The sequence below is a fragment of the Rhodococcus sp. JS3073 genome (assembly GCF_026810085.1).
GTDB classification, from domain to species: Bacteria; Actinomycetota; Actinomycetes; order Mycobacteriales; family Mycobacteriaceae; genus Rhodococcus_F; species Rhodococcus_F wratislaviensis.
The window spans coordinates 914,896-932,455 of the sequence record NZ_CP113951.1 but is presented as its reverse complement, the minus strand read 5'-3'; the positions used below and the strand labels follow the sequence as shown (position 1 = coordinate 932,455).

15 protein-coding genes and 2 pseudogenes are annotated in these 17,560 nt (G+C 65.2%); 9 read left to right on the top strand and 8 right to left on the bottom strand.

Features of this window, described 5'->3' with window-relative positions; translation table 11 throughout:
* Window positions 1-8 precede the first annotated feature (8 nt).
* On the bottom strand, window positions 9-893 hold the full coding sequence (locus OYT95_RS04530; RefSeq protein WP_268790875.1) for an ABC transporter permease: 885 nt from the start codon (window positions 891-893) through the stop codon (window positions 9-11).
* On the bottom strand, window positions 890-1,672 hold the full coding sequence (locus OYT95_RS04525) for an ABC transporter ATP-binding protein (protein WP_268790874.1): 783 nt from the start codon (window positions 1,670-1,672) through the stop codon (window positions 890-892). Before OYT95_RS04525 ends, OYT95_RS04530 begins: the two co-directional genes overlap by 4 nt.
* Before the next feature lie 344 nt (window positions 1,673-2,016).
* Between OYT95_RS04525 and OYT95_RS04520 the strand changes: the two genes are divergently transcribed.
* Window positions 2,017-3,195, top strand: a complete 1,179-nt coding sequence (locus OYT95_RS04520) for a nitrate ABC transporter substrate-binding protein (protein ID WP_128638996.1) — start codon at window positions 2,017-2,019, stop codon at window positions 3,193-3,195.
* Here OYT95_RS04520 and OYT95_RS04515 read toward each other — a convergent pair.
* The 3 genes from OYT95_RS04515 to OYT95_RS04505 all read right to left on the bottom strand — a co-directional run bounded on the left by OYT95_RS04515 (window position 3,182) and on the right by OYT95_RS04505 (window position 7,649).
* A complete protein-coding gene (locus OYT95_RS04515; protein WP_268790873.1) occupies window positions 3,182-4,816 on the bottom strand; it encodes an acyl-CoA synthetase in 1,635 nt (544 codons plus the stop codon). The two genes, OYT95_RS04520 and OYT95_RS04515, sit on opposite strands and share 14 nt — an antisense overlap.
* A 185-nt stretch (window positions 4,817-5,001) precedes the next feature.
* The gene (locus OYT95_RS04510) at window positions 5,002-6,207 is read right to left on the bottom strand and encodes an acyl-CoA dehydrogenase family protein (RefSeq protein ID WP_005240205.1); all 1,206 of its coding nucleotides are present in this window, start codon (window positions 6,205-6,207) and stop codon (window positions 5,002-5,004) included.
* Window positions 6,208-6,236: 29 nt separating this feature from the next.
* A complete protein-coding gene (locus OYT95_RS04505; RefSeq protein WP_037245266.1) occupies window positions 6,237-7,649 on the bottom strand; it encodes an acyl-CoA dehydrogenase family protein in 1,413 nt (470 codons plus the stop codon).
* 129 nt (window positions 7,650-7,778) lie between these two features.
* On the opposite strand from OYT95_RS04505, the gene OYT95_RS04500 reads away from it, so the two are divergent.
* Both OYT95_RS04500 and OYT95_RS04495 read left to right on the top strand, forming a co-directional pair.
* The gene (locus tag OYT95_RS04500; protein WP_268790871.1) at window positions 7,779-9,008 is read left to right on the top strand and encodes a sensor histidine kinase; all 1,230 of its coding nucleotides are present in this window, start codon (window positions 7,779-7,781) and stop codon (window positions 9,006-9,008) included.
* Window positions 9,005-9,640 (top strand): response regulator transcription factor, encoded by a 636-nt coding sequence (locus OYT95_RS04495; RefSeq protein ID WP_112299330.1) that lies wholly within the window; start codon window positions 9,005-9,007, stop codon window positions 9,638-9,640. The genes OYT95_RS04500 and OYT95_RS04495 overlap by 4 nt, the downstream gene beginning before the upstream one ends.
* Here the strand turns inward: OYT95_RS04495 and OYT95_RS04490 are convergent.
* The 3 genes from OYT95_RS04490 to OYT95_RS04480 form a co-directional block, all read right to left on the bottom strand.
* On the bottom strand, window positions 9,637-11,151 hold the full coding sequence (locus OYT95_RS04490) for a multicopper oxidase family protein (RefSeq protein WP_268790869.1): 1,515 nt from the start codon (window positions 11,149-11,151) through the stop codon (window positions 9,637-9,639). The two genes, OYT95_RS04495 and OYT95_RS04490, sit on opposite strands and share 4 nt — an antisense overlap.
* A 152-nt stretch (window positions 11,152-11,303) precedes the next feature.
* Window positions 11,304-12,104, bottom strand: coding sequence for a histidinol-phosphatase (gene hisN, locus OYT95_RS04485; RefSeq protein WP_037245275.1), 801 nt, complete (start codon window positions 12,102-12,104; stop codon window positions 11,304-11,306).
* 36 nt (window positions 12,105-12,140) lie between these two features.
* The gene (locus OYT95_RS04480) at window positions 12,141-12,635 is read right to left on the bottom strand and encodes a beta-class carbonic anhydrase (protein ID WP_037245277.1); all 495 of its coding nucleotides are present in this window, start codon (window positions 12,633-12,635) and stop codon (window positions 12,141-12,143) included.
* Window positions 12,636-12,801: 166 nt separating this feature from the next.
* Between OYT95_RS04480 and OYT95_RS44635 the strand changes: the two are divergent.
* The 6 genes and pseudogenes from OYT95_RS44635 (at window position 12,802) to smpB (ending at window position 17,555) form a co-directional block, all read left to right on the top strand.
* Window positions 12,802-13,908, top strand: a pseudogene (locus OYT95_RS44635) (PCRF domain-containing protein).
* A gap of 5 nt (window positions 13,909-13,913) precedes the next feature.
* Window positions 13,914-14,810: a mechanosensitive ion channel family protein gene (locus OYT95_RS04465; protein WP_005240218.1), complete on the top strand. Its 897-nt coding sequence runs from the start codon at window positions 13,914-13,916 to the stop codon at window positions 14,808-14,810.
* Complete coding sequence (locus OYT95_RS04460; protein WP_268790868.1) at window positions 14,807-15,058, top strand: hypothetical protein; 252 nt, start codon at window positions 14,807-14,809, stop codon at window positions 15,056-15,058. The genes OYT95_RS04465 and OYT95_RS04460 overlap by 4 nt, the downstream gene beginning before the upstream one ends.
* 570 nt (window positions 15,059-15,628) lie before the next feature.
* Window positions 15,629-16,033, top strand: a pseudogene (locus OYT95_RS04455) (cell division ATP-binding protein FtsE); the annotation flags it as partial.
* Window positions 16,034-16,099: 66 nt separating this feature from the next.
* On the top strand, window positions 16,100-17,005 hold the full coding sequence (gene ftsX / locus OYT95_RS04450; protein ID WP_112299333.1) for a permease-like cell division protein FtsX: 906 nt from the start codon (window positions 16,100-16,102) through the stop codon (window positions 17,003-17,005).
* 76 nt (window positions 17,006-17,081) lie between these two features.
* Entirely contained in the window at window positions 17,082-17,555 is a 474-nt protein-coding gene (smpB, locus tag OYT95_RS04445; RefSeq protein ID WP_005240226.1) for an SsrA-binding protein SmpB, read from the top strand.
* The last annotated feature ends 5 nt before the right edge of the window (window positions 17,556-17,560 follow it).

Here is a 17,560-nt window from a genome sequence, read left to right as displayed (position 1 = left end):
AAGGGTGTTCAGGACTTGTGGCCGGACGCGTGCCAGCTGCCGACGAGCAGTCGGGAGAGGATGCCGAACGCGGAGAACACGGCGACGCCGAAGAGTGACGCGATCACGATCGCGGCGATGAGATCCTCGGATTGGAGCCGGCTGCGGAACACGTCGAGAAGCGTGCCGATGCCGGGCTCGCCCTTGGCGAAGAACATGTCTCCGATGATCGCGCCGACCACGACGAGGCCGGACGCGGTGCGGATGCCGGTGAGGACGGCGGGCAGTGCCGCGCGAAGTTCCAGCTTCACCAGGCGATCCCATCGGGATGCCCGGCCGAGGGTGAACAGTTCGTGGAGGCCGCGGTCGACGGACTGGAGTCCGAAGTGAGTGTTGGTGATGATGGGAAAGGCCGCGATGAGGACGCATACGAGTGTGCGGGCCGTCATCCCGTAACCGAACCACAGGCCGATCAGCGGGACGATCGCAAGGATCGGAATCACCTGGAGAACCACGGCATAGGGGTAGACGATCCGTTCGATCCACTTCGCACGGCTCATCAGGACTCCCGTACCGACTCCGACGAGCACTGCGACGACGAAGCCGACCAGCGCGACGCGGGCAGTGACGGCGAGGGCCTCGAGCATCGGCGACAGGTGCTTCCAGTCCAGGAGTGACTGCGTGAGAACACGATTCGGCGGAGGAAGGAGGAATTGTCGTTCGGGGGAGAGGACGAACCAGCTCACCGCGGACCACAGGGCGAGTGCTCCCGCCAGCGACAGCACGGGAAACAGCAGGCCCGTGGCCACCGTGACCGTTCGCGGCCGCCGCTTCGAGGGGCGGCTCGTGGCTGTGACGGCTGGGGTCCTCGCTCTCTCGACGCGACGGGTCAGGACGGCAGGTGCTTCGGTCATCGTGTGCTCCCGTGCAGGCTGTTCGAGATCTGGGCGACGTACTCGGTGTATTTCGGGTCGAATCGCAGTCCGGGGCTTCGTGGGTGAGGGAAGTCGATGTCGATGACCGAGGCGATTCGCCCGGGCCGCGCGGTCATGACGACGACCCGGTTGGCGAGGTACACCGCCTCCGACACCGAGTGGGTGACGAACATCGACGTGAACCCCTTGTTGCTGTACAGCCTGTGGAGTTCGACCTGCATGTCGAGCCTGGTCATCTCGTCGAGTGCGCCGAACGGCTCGTCGAGCAGCATGACCTCGGGTGCGAGCGTGAGGGCGCGGGCGAGGGAGACGCGCATCTTCATCCCGCCGGACAGTGACCGGGGTAGCTGGTCGGCGAAGCCGCCCAGTCCGACGGCGGTGATGGCCTCGGCCGCGCGTGCCTTCCGGACCGCCGCGTCGCCGCGGCCGAGCTCGGCCGAGAGTTCCACGTTGGCGCGCACGGTCCGCCAGGGCAGCAGCGTGGGTTCCTGGAAGATGAACCCGACGGAGTCGGTGGCCAGGGCCACGGATCCTTCGGTCGGACGTTCCAGTCCCGCTGCCATTCTCAGCAGTGTCGACTTCCCGCAGCCGGAAGGCCCGACGACGGCGACGAAGTCGCCGCGGTGGACGTCGAGGTCGATGCCGTCCAGTGCGATTGTTCCCGTGTCGAACCGTTTGACGACAGTGCTGAAGGCGATCGCGACGTCCCGTGTGAGCCGGCGTGCGTCGACGTCCAGTGTCGTGTCGGCGAGTTTCATCCCAACCTCCAGGTCAGTGAAGTGCATGCAAAGAATCGATCTGATCGGTGATAAGAGTCTGGATTGCATGCATGTCTGCCAGGTTGCAGAGTGTTAACACGCGGTGACATGTGGTCGATCTGGGGTGAAGTATCGACGAAAACGGGGTGATCATGATCGGGCAGTCTGCTGTTCACGTGAATGAAACAGAACAGATATTGCATGTAATCACGACGCATGCAGACTTGGCGCACCGGTCGCCGACGCGCCTCTCGGCACCGAATTCCCTTGGTCGTCACGTGTGTTCACCGCACCTCCGCGGTACCCGGCGACGGCCGTCATCGATCGTGTTCGCGAGGAGAACAATGAACCGCAACAGCAGGACCTTCCGGCAGGCGGGCATGTCCGCCGTCGTACTGGCCACACTCGGCCTCTCGGCGTGCAGTTCGTCCGACGGCGGCAGCGCCGCCGGGGTGCCCCTCGAACCCGCCGCCGAAGCGCAGAACCTCGCCGGGGTGTGCCCGGAGAACGTCGTGGTCCAGCTGCAGTGGCAGCCGCAGTCGGACATGGGTGGGCTGTTCCGGATGCTCGGCCCCGGATATGCCGTCGACGCCGACGACAAGTCCGTGACCGGACCGCTGGTGGCCGGCGGCAAGGACACGGGTGTGGACCTGACGCTCCGCGCAGGCGGTCCGGCGATCGGCTTCCAGTCGGTGACGTCGCAGATGTACGTGGATGATTCGATCGCACTCGGCGTGGTTCACGGTGACCAGGTGATCGCTGCCGCGGCGAGCCAACCGGTCGTGGCGGTGACGCCGCTGCTGAAGTACAGCCCGGCGATCCTGATGTGGGATCCGGAGACTCACCCGGACTGGCGGACGGTCGCCGACATCGGAAAGTCGGATGCCTCCGTGGTGGTCTCGAAGGAACAGCTGTTTCCCCAGTGGCTGGTGGCGCGGGGTCTGCTGAAGGAGTCGCAACTCGACACGAGTTACGACGGCGCCCCCTCCCGGTTCGTCGGGGATCCCGCCATCGCGCAACAGGGTTTCGCGAACTCGGAGCCGTACACCTACGAGTACGAGACTCCCGCCTGGGACGAGCCGGTCGCGTACGACCTCCTGAAGGACTCGGGCTTCGACATCTACGCGTCGAACGTCTCCGTTCGCGCGGACAAGGTGGAATCGCTGACGCCGTGCTTGCAGAGGCTGGTGCCGATCATTCAGCAGTCCACCGCCGACTACGTCCTCGCTCCCGAGGCCACCAACGAGGCCATCGTGGATGTCGTGTCCCAGGACTCCTCGTTCTCGCCCTACACCGAGGGCGAGGCGGAGTTCAGTGCGCAACTGCTGAAGGACGAAGGGCTGATCGCGAACGAGGCCGACGGGTCGGTGGGGACGTACGACATGGCGCGAGTGCAGGGGACGGTCGACGAACTGAAACCGATCCTCGTCGCCGGGGGCGCCGCGATCCCGGATTCGCTGACCGCGGAACAGATCTACACGAACCGGTTCACCGATCCCGCAATCGGGATCAGCTCTCCGTAACGTCCATCTCGATCAGGACGCGACGCAGCAACTTGCCCGTCGCATTGCGGGGGAGTTCCTCGATGAAGATGATCTCGCGGGGCACCTTGTACCGCGCCAGGTTGGATTTGACGTGGGCCTTCAGCTCGTCGGCGTCCTTCGCGGACCCCGGACCGGGTACCACGAAAGCCCGGAGGCGATGGCCGAATTCGGAGTCCTCGACACCGATCACCGCGGCCTCGAGCACGTCCTCGCGGTCGGCGAGCAGGTTCTCGACCTCCAGGGGGTAGACGTTCTCGCCGCCGGAGACGATCATGTCGTCGTCCCGGCCGTCCACGAAGAGGAGGCCGTTGCGGTCGAAGTGGCCGACGTCGCCGGTGGACAGCAGACCGTTGATGCGCTCCTTGTCGCGACCGTCGGTGTATCCGGAGAAGCTGAGACCACTGGCGACGAAGATCCGTCCGACGGTCCCGGGTTCGGTGATCCGTTGGCTCGACTCGTCGTAGAGTTCCACGTGGCAGGTGACGGGTGCCCGCCCCGCGGTGCCCGGCGCCAGCGCAAGATCGGCCGGAGTCGCGACGGTGGCGACGGCGACCTCGGTGGAACCGTACAGGTTGTGGAGGACCTCGCCGAAGGCGGCGGTGGTGCGCTTGCAGAGGTCGGGGGAGAGTGCGGACCCGGCCGCGAAGATGATCTTCAGGCTCGACGTGTCGTACTTGGCCAGCGTCCCCGGCCCGAGGTCGATGATGCGCTGCAGCATGGTGGGAACGACGACCAGCGTGTCGCACCGGTGCTTCTCGACCAGGCGGATCGTGTTCTCCGGATCGAACTTGCGATGCATCACCACGGTCTGGCCCAGTGCCAGCGCGAGTGCGAACTGGGAGACTCCGGTCCCGTGGAACGCGGGGGCCGCCATCATCATCGTCTGCCCGCGTCGCAGCGGAACCCGGTCGAGGAACTGGGCCGACGCGAGCGGCGACGTGTGTCCGCGGGGAGCGCCCTTCGGGGTGCCCGTGGTGCCGCTGGTGAGGAGGACGAATCCGCCCTGTGTGGACGGCGCGGGCAGCGAACCGCGGTCTCGATCCTTCATCACGTCGTCGAGTGTGCGGACCTCGGACGTCGAATCGTCCTCCGCCCAGGAGCGATAGGCGATGACCTCGTCGGGGAGGGCCTCGGCGACCGCGTGGAACTCGTCGTCGTACACGAAGGCCTGAACCTGCTCGCGGGCGGCGACGTCGACGAGCTGGGGCCGGGCGAACCCGGTGTTCATCAGCACCAGTTTGGTGCCGTTCTTGGCGGCGGCGAGCATCGTGAGGACCAGGCCGCGATGATTGCGGCACATACATCCCATGACGGAACCGGGAGTGATGCCGTCGGCCTGCCACGCCCGCACGAGGGCGTTGGACTGTTCCTCGATGCCGGCGTAGGTGAGCGGTCCGCGCTCGTCGATCAGGGCGACCGCATCCAGCCCGGCCTCGGCGTTCGCGTGGACGGGCCCGGCGAACGGACCGTACTTCCGCACGGCCAGGATCGATCGGACGCCCTGGTCGACGCGGGGAAAGGGAACGAGGCCTGCGCGGTTCATCACCCGCACAGCTCCCACGGTGTCCGTGATCTTGGTGAGGAAATGCTGAGCTGGCATGGAGAACCCCTCCGGCTGCAGTGACGGATGTCCCGTTCAGCGTAGATGAAGACAACGGTCCAGCCACGCGGTCCGGCGAAGCCGGACGCTCGCGGTGACGCGCAGCCGAATCCGGCACGAAGAAGCCCCCGCCGCAGGTGAGCGCGGCGGGGGCTACACCCCTCGATGAAAGTCCTCTCGAACTGCTACTTCAGCTCGGCGGACGACTTTCCGAGCAGACGGCGAGCGACGATGAGCTGCTGGATCTGCTGCGTTCCCTCGAAGATGTCGAGGATCTTGGAATCGCGCGCCCACTTCTCGAGCAGCGGGCGCTCCGAGTATCCCAAGGTGCCGGCGAGTTCGACGGCCTTGAGGGAGATGGCGGTTCCGGTGCGACCGGCCTTCGCCTTCGACATGGATGCCTCGAGTGAGTTCGGCTTCTTGTTGTCCGCCATCCATGTTGCGCGCAGAGCGAGCAGGTAGGCGGCTTCCCAGTCGGCCTCGAGCTGCAGGAACTCGGCGGCGGCCGCGTGCTGGTTGTACGCGGGAGTGTCGTAGGAGATCTCCACACCGGCGTCGGAGAGGATGCTGCGCAGTTCCTCGAGTGCGGCGCGGCCGAGGCCGACCGCCATGCCGGCGACGATCGGACGGGTGTTGTCGAACGTCTGCATGACGCCGGCGAAGCCCTTCTCGACGTTGACCTCCGGCGTGCCGAGCAGGTTGTCCTTGGGGATCCGGCAGTCCTGCAGCAGCAGTACCGCGGTGTCGGACGCCTTGATGCCCAGCTTGTGCTCGAGGCGGGCGACGCTCAGACCCGGGGCGTCCCGCGGGACGACGAACGACTTGATCGCGGCGCGGCCCTTCGTCTTGTCGACGGTGGCCCACACGACGATGTGCGTGGAGCGCTCGCCGGCGGTGACGAAGATCTTCTCACCGTTGAGCACGTACTCGTCGCCGTCGAGCACCGCGGTGGTGGTGACGGCGGCGGAGTCGGAACCGAAACCGGGTTCGGTGATGGCCATCGACGCCCACACCTTGCCGAAACGCTCGAGCTGCTCGTCGGTGGCGACGGCGGCGATGGCCGAGTTGCCGAGGCCCTGGTACGGGATCGCCAGTGTGAGACCCACGTCGCCCCAGCAGGTTTCGATGACGTTCATCAGCGACGACATGTTGCCGCCGTTGACGTTCCCGATGACCTTCGGCTCGTCGCCCCGTCCGAGGGCGGCGCCGGCCGCGCCCTTACCGGAGTCGTTGAGTCCCTCCACCATGGCGGCCATGGTGTCGAGTTCCTTGGGGTAGGCGTGCTCCGCGAGATCGTACTTGCGGGAGATCGGCCGGAAGATTTCCGCGGCGACCTGGTGCGCCTGATTCGCGGAGGCTTTGAGCTTCTTGGGAAGTTCGAGGTTGATCATGACAGTTTCCTTAGTTCGAATCCGGCCGCTCAGATCAGGACGATGCCCTCGGCGACGCCGATGGCGCGCAGATCGCGGTACCAGCGCTCCACGGGATGCTCCTTGGTGTAACCGTGGCCACCGAGCAGCTGGACGCCGTCGAGGCCGATCTGCATGCCCTTCTCGGACGCCAGCTTTCGGGCGAGGGCCGATTCGCGGGCGAAGGAGAGCCCCTGCTCGGCGCGGGAGGCCCCGCGCAACGTCACCAGACGCAGGCCGTCGAGTTCGATGCCGATGTTCGCGACCATGAACGCGACCGCCTGACGGTTGCTGATCGGTTCGCCGAACGCGACCCGCTCGTTGACGTACGGGATCACGTAGTCGAGAACGGCCTGTCCGGTTCCGACCGCGAGCGACGCCCAGCCCAGGCGGGCCAGCCGGATGGCGTCGGCGTACTCGGCCTTCCGCACGTCGGCGTCGGCGTCGCCGAGCAGACCCGACTCGGGCACGGCGACGTCGGTCAGGTTGAGCCGGCCGAGGCCCGCGGCGCGCAGACCCATGCTGGGGTCCGCCTCGACGACGAGCCCCTTCGTGTCGGCCTCGACGATGAAGAAGGAGGGCTTGCCGTCGAGTTCGGCTGCCACGATGAACAGCTCCGACGAGGCGGCGGCGGGAACGAGGCTCTTGACGCCGTTGAGCTTGTACCCGCTGGGGGAGCGAACCGCCTTGGTCTGCAATGCGAACGGATCGAACAGTGCACGGGGCTCGTTGACGACCACGGCGGCGTTCGGAACCTGCTCGCCCGTGAACGAGGGCAGGTAGGTCTTCTGCTGGGAGTCGGTGCCCCACTGGGTGAGGGCGACGGCAACGCCGCTCGGTGCGAGGATCGGCAGGGCGAGTCCCATGTCGCCGTGGGCGAGAGCCTCGGCGACGAGGGAGTTGGTGACGGCCCCGCGCTCGCTGGCGGCCCCGTCGAGTTCCTCGGGGACGTTGATGAGGGTGATGCCGAGTTCGGCGGCGCGCTTCACGAGGTCCGCCGGGGCGGCGGCCGCAGCGTCGGCGTCGTGGCCCGCGGGTCGCAGGATCTCGGCCGCGAACTCACGCACGGTCTCGACGATCATCTGCTGCTCGTCGCTCGGAGTGAGATCGAAGTAGCCGGCCTTGGCGGTCGGGTTGTCGGGGAGGCGCTTCGGCGCACCGCCGCCGGACACCTTCTGGAACCCGCGGGTCGCGGCGCCGAGCGTCTTGAAGCCGGTCTTCGTGCCTTCGTAGGTCACCCGGTCGATCGTCTGGCGCAGGTTGTACTTCTCGGCCAGATCGGAACCGGTGATCTTGGTCAGCACGCGCATCGCGGCACCCATGGCGTCGCGCTTGACCGGATTCAGTCCGACGGCGGACGTGTCGCGGGGCTTCCGCTTCGCGCTGTCGTTGGGGGCAACAGTGTCTTGCTTGCTCATGATCACCAGCTGTTTCTCGGTGTTCGGGCGTGGACACGATCTATCTTACTCAGCAGTAAGGTTGGTGTCTACTATTGAGTAAGTTCGGGTGGGTGCGACCTTCAGGGGAACGTCCGGCTCCTGCTCGGGGAGGAGGTGGCGGCGAATCCACTCACCTACGGTGAAGCGGTGATCGAGATTCCCGCGATTCGTCGGCTGCGTCCCCTCATACGTCTCGCGCCCCTCCTGCTCGTGCCGTTGCTGCTGCTGGCGAGCACGTTCCCCGGCGAGTACCGCGTACCCCCGAGCTACTGGCTGCTCGCGATGACGGCCGCAGTCGTGTTCGCCGCCGGGGGCCGGTGGCCGCTGGCGGTGTCGATCGTCACGTCCGTGCTCGCGGTTCCGATGTTCGCGGCGCACGCCTGGGGGCTCTCCGATTTGGTCCCCTACCTCGGCGCGGTCGCACTGGTCGACGTCGCGATGCGCGCCCGGCGGGCGCCGGCGATCCTCGCCGCCACGCTCTGCTGGACGGCGGCGGTGGTGGCAGGTCTCGGGTGGGACTCCTACGGCACGTTCTGGCGGGTTGCCACCGTCGTGTCCACCGTCGCGTACGTCGGACTGCCGCTGCTGCTCGGTCTCTATCTGCGCGCGCAACGAGATCTCGCCGCGACGTACCGGCTGCGCGCCGCCGAAGCCGAATCGCGCCGGCTGGAGGACCGGTCCCGCGCCGTGGTCGCCGAGCGCAACGCGCTGGCACGGGAACTGCACGATCTCGTCGCGCACCACATGGCGTCGATCGTGCTCCGGATCGGGGTGGCGCAGCACGTGCTGACGGATGTGGACGACCGCACGAGTTCGGTGCTCGAGGACGTGCACCGCACCGCGTCCGATGCCCTCGCCGACATCCGGCGGCTGCTCGTCGCGTTGCGCGACCCTTCGATGGGCGACGTGGCGCTGGTGGAACCCGAAGCGCTGTCGATCGAGATCGCCGCTGCGGTCGACCGCACGCGGGCGGCGGGCTTCCCGGTGTCGGCGGAGATCGACGCCGGCATCGGCCGGCTCGACGCGATCGGCCGGCTGACCCTCCTGCGTGTGGTGCAGGAATCGCTGACGAATGCGATGCGGCACTCCACTCCCGGTGGTGCCGTGTTCGTGACACTCGAACCGAACGCCGGCGGAATCGCTCTGCGGGTGACCAGCACCGGCCACCGCGCCACCCCCGCGGATCACTCGGAGGGGCACGGCATCATCGGCATGGGCGAACGGGTGGAACTCGCGGGCGGCACCCTCGGAGTGACGGATACCGTGAACGGGTGGGTGGTCGATGCCTGGCTGCCCGGTCGTGTCGGCGACGACACCGGCACGAATGAGGTTGTGGGCCAGTGATACGGGTACTGATAGTCGACGACCAGCGGCTCGTCCGCGCCGGACTGCGGATGTTGTGTGAGGCGACGGACGACATCGAGGTGGTCGGCGAGGCGTCCAACGGACTGGACGCGGTCCGGCTGGTGGCCGAGTGCCCACCCGACGTGATCCTGATGGACCTGCGCATGCCGGGACTCGACGGGATCGCGGCGACCCGGCAGATCGCGAGCTCACACCCGGCGGTGAAGGTTCTGGTTCTCACCACGTTCGACGACGACGACCACTTCTATCCCGCACTGGCCGCGGGGGCAGCCGGATTCCTCGTCAAGGACACCGATCCCGCCGAACTCCTGAACGCGATTCGCCGGACGGCGGCCGGTGACACGATCTTCACCCCCGCGCTCCTTCGCCGCCTCGTCGACCGGGCGCTGGACACCGCACCTCCGGACGAGCGCTCCTCGACGTCGGTCGCACTGACCGGGCGGGAGAGAGAAGTGCTGACGCTGGTGGGGGAAGGGCTGGGCAATCAGGAGATCGCGGCCCGCCTCTACATCGGGGTCACGACGGTGAAGACGCACGTGGCGAACCTGATGGAGAAGACGGGCTGCGACAACCGGGTTCGGCTGGCCGTGTTCGCCCACACCCGGCTCTAGCCGCCGTGGTGGTCGTCCGACGGCATCGCCATCGTCATCGGAGCCGGCCGCTGACCTGGCTCCAGGACGAGGAACTGCCCCATCATTCCGCGGTCCTCGTGGAGCAGAAGATGGCAGTGGAACATGTAGGGGTACGTCGCATCGGTGTAGTCGGTGAAACGCATCGCCAGCCGGATCTCGGTTCCGGGAGGCGTGTACACGGTGTCCTTCCAGCCGGCCAGCGCCGGGGGTGGTGGGGAGCCGTCGAGGTCGACGATCTGGAATTGCACGTCGTGGACATGGAAGTTGTGTGGCCAGTTGTCGACGTTGCGCACCGTCCACACCTCCGTGGTGCCGACGACGGGGGAGAAGTCGATGCGGTTCATGTCCATTCGCGCCCCGTTGATCATGAACCATCGCAGTTCCAAACTCCGCTCCGCGGCAGCGGTGGCCGGGTCGAGTCGCGGGACGGCCGCCAGCGTGGGCGGAATCGGCCGGGAGGGGAGCAGCTCGCGGTCCGGGCGCAATTCGAGGACGTCGAACGTATCCTCGAGGCCGTACCCGGCGGCGTCGCCGCGGTCGACGCCGCCCCGGCCCTCGATCGGATGCGAACGCAGCATCACGGCGCGGCCGTCACCCGCTGCGACGACGAGTTCGATCCGTTCTCCCGGACTGACCTGGATCCGTCGAAGGGGTACCGGTTCGCCGAGGAGGCCCCCGTCCGTCGCGATCAGGTGGAACTCGCGCTCGTCGGAGAAGCCGAGGTTGTAGAGGCGGCCCGACGAGCCGTTGAGGACGCGCAATCTGATCAGACCGGTGCTGACGGGAAGGTGTGCGCCGGCGATTCCGTTCGTGACGATCGTGTCGCCGAGCAGGCCGACGTCCGTCGGGTCCGATTCGTCCAGTGCCCCGTCCGCGGTGAACCGCCTGTCCTGGATGATCAGCGGAATATCGTCCAGCCCATACGTTTTCGGTAGATCGAGGGTGTCGGTCGTGTCGTCGTCGACGAGGAAGAGTCCGGCGAGGCCGCGGTAGACGTGCTTCTCGGTGGAGCCGTGCGGATGCGGGTGGTACCAGAGCGTGGCGGCCGGCTGGTTCACCGTCCACGACGGTTCCCACCGCGCGCCGGGCTCGATCGACTGGTGCGGTCCGCCGTCGCACCTGGCCGGGACGTGCATGCCGTGCCAGTGCACCGACGTCGGCTCGGGCAATTCGTTGTCGATGGCGAAGGCGACCGCTTCACCTCGCCGGGCGCGAAGGGTCGGGCCGAGCATCGATTCGCCGTACCCCCAGGTGGGGGTCCCGCGACCGGGCAGGATCTCGGACGTGCCCGCTCGTGCAGTGAGCGTGAAGTGGCGGACCCCGGAATCGTCCACAGTGGACGCGGCCAACGGCGGAATCGGCAGTCGCCGGGCGAATTTCCCGCGGGCGGGGGCGGCGGATTCCGATCCTCCGGAGGCGCAGGCGGCGGTCACCACGAACGGCGCGGCCGCCAATCCCATCAGAAAGGTACGTCTTGCAAGGGCTGTCACGATTCTCCTGGGTTCCGTCGCCGCGCGGATCGCGGCGGAATTGGCTCAGGAGAAATTCTTCGGGACCGACGCCGACGTTCCGTCCTCCGCGGGGCCGAGGATGGCGGAGCCGGACTCCTCCGTCGGAGTCTTGTCGGAACCCGTTGTCTGTGTTAGTCCCCGTGTCGGTTCGAGCGCAGGCGGGACAGCGCCTCGTCGTGGAGCAGCGTGTTGGTGGCCAGTGCGCTGCCTCCGTGCGGGCCGTCGGCGCCGGCGAGGTTGGTGAAGCGGCCGCCGGCCTCGCGCACCAGAACGTCGAGGGGCGCGAGGTCCCACAGCGACACCTCGGGCTCGGCGGCGATGTCGACGGCGCCCTCGGCGAGCAGGCAGTAGGAGAAGAAGTCACCGAATCCGCGGACCCGCCACACGTCGTCGGTGAGGGAGAGGAACTGTTCGCGGATCCCGAGGTCCTTCCAACCCGACAGACTCGAGAACGTGAGACTGGCCGATCCCAGTCGGTCGACGGAGGAGACGGCGAGGCGTGCGGGCTCGGACCCGTCGAACGTCGACCAGGCGCCCCCGCCGGACGCGGCCCACCAGCGGCGCGCGAGTGCCGGGGCACTCACCACGCCGACGGTGGGAACGCCGTCCTCGAGCAACGCGATCAGCGTGGCCCAGATGGGGACGCCGCGGACGAAGTTCTTGGTGCCGTCGATCGGGTCGACCACCCATTGACGTCCCGCGAACTGCGCGTCGCCGCCGAACTCCTCACCCAGGACGGCGTCGGTGGGCCGCTCGGCTTCCAGCGTCGCGCGCACTGCGCGTTCCACAGCCAGGTCGGCGTCGGTGACCGGTGTGAGGTCCGGCTTGTCGTCGACCGACAGGTCGAGCGCCCCGAATCGGGCCCTGGTGATCGCGTCCGCCTCGTCGGCGATTCGGAGGGCGAGCTGCAGGTCGGCGTGGAGGTCGGTCACGGTCGCACAGATTACTCGTACCGCGCCGGGGCGGACTCAGTCGATCTTCACTTCGGCGAGCTTGCCGGTGGCGACGTCGAAGACGAACCCTCGGAGGGACGTGGTCGCCGTGATGAACGGGCTGGACTGGATGCGGCGCAGCGACTGCCGGACGTCCTCGTCGAGGTCGGAGAACGCCTCGGCCGACCAGGCCGGCTTGATACCGACCTCGTCCTGGATGGACTTCTTGAAGTCGTCGTCCGTGAATGTGAGCATCCCGCAGTCCGTGTGGTGGATGAGGATGATCTCGGTGGTGCCGAGCAGTCGCTGGCTGATCGCGAGAGACCGGATCTCGTCGTCGGTTACCACCCCGCCGGCATTGCGGATGACGTGCGATTCACCCTCCTGGATGCCGAGGATCCGGTAGACGTCCAGACGCGCGTCCATGCAGGCGAGGACCGCGACGTGCTTGCTCGGGGGGAGGGGCAGCGGCCCGGTGAATCCGGCGGCGTACTCCTCGTTGTTCTTCAGGTACTGGTCGGTCACGGTCATCGTCGACTCCGTCCGGAATGGCGGCACAAACAAGTGCGTACCCGTGCATGCAACAAGGTGCATCCGGGGTCCGCAAGGGTTTGACTCGACGCGATCGGAAGGGGTGACTTCGGCTGGGAAGCAGGGGTGAGAGGGCCCGGGCGCGCACCCGGTAACCTTGGGAACCGTGCATCCCGACGTATCCGCAGACCTCAGCGAGCTCGACACCACCCTCCGTACCGTCGAATCGGTGCTGGACGTGGAGGAGTTGCGCCGCCGCATCGACGAGCTCGAACACCAGGCCGCCGATCCGGAGCTGTGGAACGACCAGGAGCACGCCCAGCAGGTCACCAGCCAGCTCTCGCATTCCCAGGCCGAACTGCGCCGCGTCGAGGAACTGCGAACGCGGCTCGACGACATGCCGGTGCTGTACGAACTCGCCGAGGACGAGGGCGCGGAGGCCATCGCGGACGCCGACGCCGAGCGGCACAGCCTGCGCGAGGACATCGCCGCGATGGAAGTCAAAGAAAATTGAGTATAAGGGAGAAAAGAAGAGAGAGAGGGAGAGAGAGGGGTGGTAAAATAAGAGTAAGGAGAAGGTGGAGTAGAAGACGGGAAGTAGGGGAGTGTTGAGAGGAGAATGGTAGAATAAGATGGGAGTGAAGAAAAGGGATGTAGAGAAGTGGTGATTAGTATAGGAAGAAAGAGTTGTGGAAAGATTATTGTGGGGAGTTAGGGATGAGGGATTTATTGTTTTGTTTTGAATGATATAGTTTTTGGGTTTTGAATAGGGGGGAAGGTGATTAAGGGAGTATTAATGGGAAGAAGAATGTAGAGTAGAAGAGGGAGAGGTGAGATAAAGGGTAGAGAAAAAGTAATCTGAGTAGGATTAGTGTTAGTAGGAAGAGAGTAGGGTAAGAGAAGAGGAAAAGTGGGATGGAAGGATTATAATAAGTAGAGAGGGAAGGGGGTATATATGATAAGTATGGGATGAGTAGGTAAGGAGAACTATGTGTTGGAGATGATGATGTTATTGGGAGGAGTGAGGGAATGATGGAATAGAGAGAGTGAGATTGAGATGTAGGAGCGCGCAGTAGATGGTACGCGCTCATGCGACGGCGGCAGTTCCTGGGGCAACCAGATGCGGTCGTACGTGCTGCACCCGTACCAGATGGTCAAGGATCTGCGCACCGAGTACGAGGTCAACAACCCGTCGTCGGTGCTCGACGGTGACATCGACGGATTCCTCGAATCGGGCATCCGGTGGCGGATGCGCGAGAATCAGGCGTCCTAATACCTATGGAAGCGACGGCGGCGATGTTCGCTCCCACCCAGAACCTGCTCGACTGGCTCTCGTCGACGGGGCTCGCGGTGTCGCTCACCGTGCTCGGAGCCATCCTGATGGCGCGATTCGTCAATTGGGGCGGCAGCAAGGTCACCGACCGGATCGACAGCAACTACATGCAGGGCGACGCCCTCGTGCGGTCCGAGGCGACCAAGCACCGGCACTCGGTGGCCCAGGTGATCACCTGGGTGATCATCACCATCATCTATGTCATCGCGACGATGAAGGTGCTGGACCAGCTGAGCCTGCCGATCGGCAGCCTGGTGGCCCCGGCCACCGTGCTCGGTGCGGCGCTCGGCTTCGGCGCGCAGCGCGTGGTGCAGGACATCCTCGCCGGCTTCTTCATCATCACCGAACGCCAGTACGGCTTCGGCGACACGGTGCAACTCGCGGTGACGGGATCGTCGGAAGACGCCGAGGGCGTGATCGAGGACGTCACGCTGCGGGTCACCCGGATGCGGAACTCGGACGGTGAGGTCATCACCGTTCCCAACGGCCAGATCGTCAAGGCGATCAATCTGTCCAAGGACTGGGCGCGTGCGGTGATCGATGTTCCCGTTCCGGCCACGTCGGACATCAACCGGGTCAACGAGGTGCTGCACCAGGTCGGTGTCGAGGCCTTCGCGGATCGCGGACTGAAGAAACTACTGCTCGACGAGCCGACAGTGATGGGAGTGGAGAGTCTGACGGTCGACGAGGTCAGTGTTCGCGTCGTGGCGCGAACCCTGCCGGGTAAGCAGTTCCAGGTGGGTCGCGCGCTGCGCGTGCGCATCGCCACCGCGATGAGACGGCAGGGAATCACCGTCGAACCGGACCTCCAGACGGTCCGGGCAGCGGAGGGCGAGGGATGACCGACGAACCCCGGCGCGGACTGGACCGGATTCTGCACTCGTCGTTCCTTCCCGCGAAGATCTTCGGTGGGCGGGTACGCACGTCGACGCTGGTGCTGTGCATCCTCTGGGTAGTGCTGTACACGCTGTACACGTACCTCAATCCCGCCGAGGAGGTGGTCCAGGGACCCGTCGCTCCGGCGGTCGTTCCCACCCGGGAGGCGCCCCTGCAGGGAGAACCAGAGGGAGGAACCGGATCAGGAGAGTAGAGAAGACCAAACGGTGCCGAACTCTGAGAAGGGACAAACGAAAAAAGTGAAGAGATACCAAAGAAGACCCAAGCAAGGAGAAAGGAGCACTAAAGGAAGACAGTAGGTGACGTGAACCCACGACGTGAAGTTAGGGTAGTTAAAAAGAAGTTAAAGAATAAGGAAGATAGGCAATGAAGAAGCCAATAAGAGTGAGTAAGTAAAGAAGAAGTTAGGAGACTAAGAAGTGTGTGGAGGATGAAGAAAGAGAAAAGTAAGATAATTTTGGGGATATGTTAGTGTTAGTATATATGGAGAATAGGTTATGAGTAGTTTGGTGTAGTTGTAGTTATAGTAATAATAGGAGGACAGACGAAAGGAATTGGGGGAGGAGGAGGGGGTGAATGGAGTGGTAGAGTGAGATAGTAGAACAGTGAGGAGAGTTTTAGTAAGGAATAGAGTATATATAAGTTGGTGTGAGAAGTAGGAAGGGTGAAGTATATGAGAGGTATTAATAGATTATTGATGAAAAAGGGAAGTTGATGAAATGATGGGGAGAGGATTAATGTAATTAAGGATAAGGATGTTTTGACCGTGTCCGAGAACGTCGCGTTCGCGCTCGAGGTGATCGGGAAGCCGCGCGCGATGATCTCCCGGACCGTCCCCGAGGTGCTCGAGATGGTCGGGCTGTCCGGTAAGGCGGACCGTCTCCCCACCGAACTGTCGGGCGGTGAGCAGCAGCGCGTCGCCATCGCGCGGGCGTTCGTGAACCGGCCGCTGGTGCTGCTGTGCGACGAGCCCACGGGAAACCTCGACCCGGAGACCAGCCAGGACATCATGCTGCTGCTCGAACGGATCAACCGCACCGGAACGACGGTGGTGATGGCCACCCACGACCACCACATCGTCGACTCGATGCGCCGTCGGGTGGTGGAACTGGACCTCGGCAGAGTGGTGCGCGACGAGGCTCGGGGTGTGTACGGCGTGGGGCGTTAGCCGCCCTCCCTGCACTCCAGCTTCAGTACTGTCCCCAAGTCTCCTACGAAGGACTCTGATTCCCCGATGCGTGCCAGTTTCATTTTCAGTGAGGTCCTGACCGGACTCCGTCGCAACGTCACCATGACCATCGCGATGATCCTCACCACCGCGATCTCGCTCGGCCTGTTCGGCAGCGGGTTGCTGGTGGTGCAGATGGCCGGCAAGACCCAGCAGATCTTCCTGGACCGCGTCGAGGTGCAGATCTTCCTCACCGACGACATCTCCACGTCGGACCCGGGTTGTGAGGGGGAGATCTGCAAGACGTTGCGCACGGAACTGGAGGAGACGCCGTCGGTGGTGTCGGTGGAGTACCTCAACCGGGACGACGCCGTGAAGGACGCGACGGAGCGGGTGTTCAAGGATCAGCCCGAACTCGCCGCACTGGTCAGCCCCGACAGCTTCCCGGCCTCGTTCAAGGTCAAGCTCAGCGATCCCGAGCGGTTCGGCGTGATCAACGAGAAGTTCGGCACCCGCCCGGGAGTCGAGAGCGTCCTGAACCAGCGCGAGCTGGTGGAGCGGCTCTTCAGCGTCCTCAACGGTGTGCGCAACGCCGCGTTCGCGATCGCGATCGTGCAGGCCGTGGCCGCAATCCTGCTGATCGCGAACATGGTTCAGATCGCGGCGTTCACCCGGCGCACCGAGGTCGGCATCATGAGGCTGGTCGGTGCCACCCGCTGGTATACGCAGTTGCCGTTCCTGCTCGAGGCGGTGGTCGCCGCGCTGGTGGGTGCCGTCCTCGCCATCGTCGGCCTGTTCACCGCGAAGAACATGTTCATCGACGACGTGCTCGCCGACGTGTACGAGGCCAACATCGTGGCCCGGATCTCCAACAGCGACGTGCTGTTCGTCTCGCCGGTGCTGGTGCTCGTGGGCGTCGGAATGGCGGCGGTCACCGCGTACGTGACCCTGCGCTTGTACGTCCGCGAATAATTCGGCTTGCTTCTTCTCCTATGCTGGAGGGTACGAACTGTTCACCTCGGACATCGCGGACTGAAAGGCCCGGAACGTGAAGGAAAAGGGCCGCAAGGTCATTGCGACCAATCGCAAGGCGCGTCACAACTACACCATCCTCGACGTCTACGAGGCGGGGATCGCCCTCGTCGGTACCGAGGTGAAGAGTCTGCGCGAGGGCAAGGCGTCGCTGGTCGACGCGTTCGCCACCGTCGACGACGGTGAGGTCTGGCTGCGCTCCCTGCACATTCCCGAATACACGCAGGGCACGTGGACCAACCACGCGCCGCGCCGTACCCGGAAGTTGCTGCTGCACAAGCGGGAGATCGAGCATCTCGTCGGCAAAACGCGGGAGGGAAACCAGACCCTGGTTCCCCTGTCGATGTACTTCTCCGACGGCAAGGTCAAGGTGGAGCTCGCGCTCGCGAAGGGTAAGCAGGACTACGACAAGCGCCAGGATCTGGCCAGGCGGACCGCCGAGCGTGAGGTGACCCGCGAACTCGGCCGCCGAGTCAAGGGCATGCGCTGACATCG

What these genes read in the sequence shown, in the direction of transcription:
- OYT95_RS04530 (WP_268790875.1), bottom strand. Translation starts at nt 893, where the DNA reads ATGACCGAAGCACCTGCCGTCCTGACCCGTCGCGTCGAGAGAGCGAGG.
- OYT95_RS04525 (WP_268790874.1), bottom strand. Translation starts at nt 1,672, where the DNA reads ATGAAACTCGCCGACACGACACTGGACGTCGACGCACGCCGGCTCACA.
- OYT95_RS04520 (WP_128638996.1), top strand. Translation starts at nt 2,017, where the DNA reads ATGAACCGCAACAGCAGGACCTTCCGGCAGGCGGGCATGTCCGCCGTC.
- OYT95_RS04515 (WP_268790873.1), bottom strand. Translation starts at nt 4,816, where the DNA reads ATGCCAGCTCAGCATTTCCTCACCAAGATCACGGACACCGTGGGAGCT.
- OYT95_RS04510 (WP_005240205.1), bottom strand. Translation starts at nt 6,207, where the DNA reads ATGATCAACCTCGAACTTCCCAAGAAGCTCAAAGCCTCCGCGAATCAG.
- OYT95_RS04480 (WP_037245277.1), bottom strand. Translation starts at nt 12,635, where the DNA reads ATGACCGTGACCGACCAGTACCTGAAGAACAACGAGGAGTACGCCGCC.
- OYT95_RS04465 (WP_005240218.1), top strand. Translation starts at nt 13,914, where the DNA reads ATGGAAGCGACGGCGGCGATGTTCGCTCCCACCCAGAACCTGCTCGAC.
- OYT95_RS04460 (WP_268790868.1), top strand. Translation starts at nt 14,807, where the DNA reads ATGACCGACGAACCCCGGCGCGGACTGGACCGGATTCTGCACTCGTCG.
- ftsX (WP_112299333.1), top strand. Translation starts at nt 16,100, where the DNA reads ATGCGTGCCAGTTTCATTTTCAGTGAGGTCCTGACCGGACTCCGTCGC.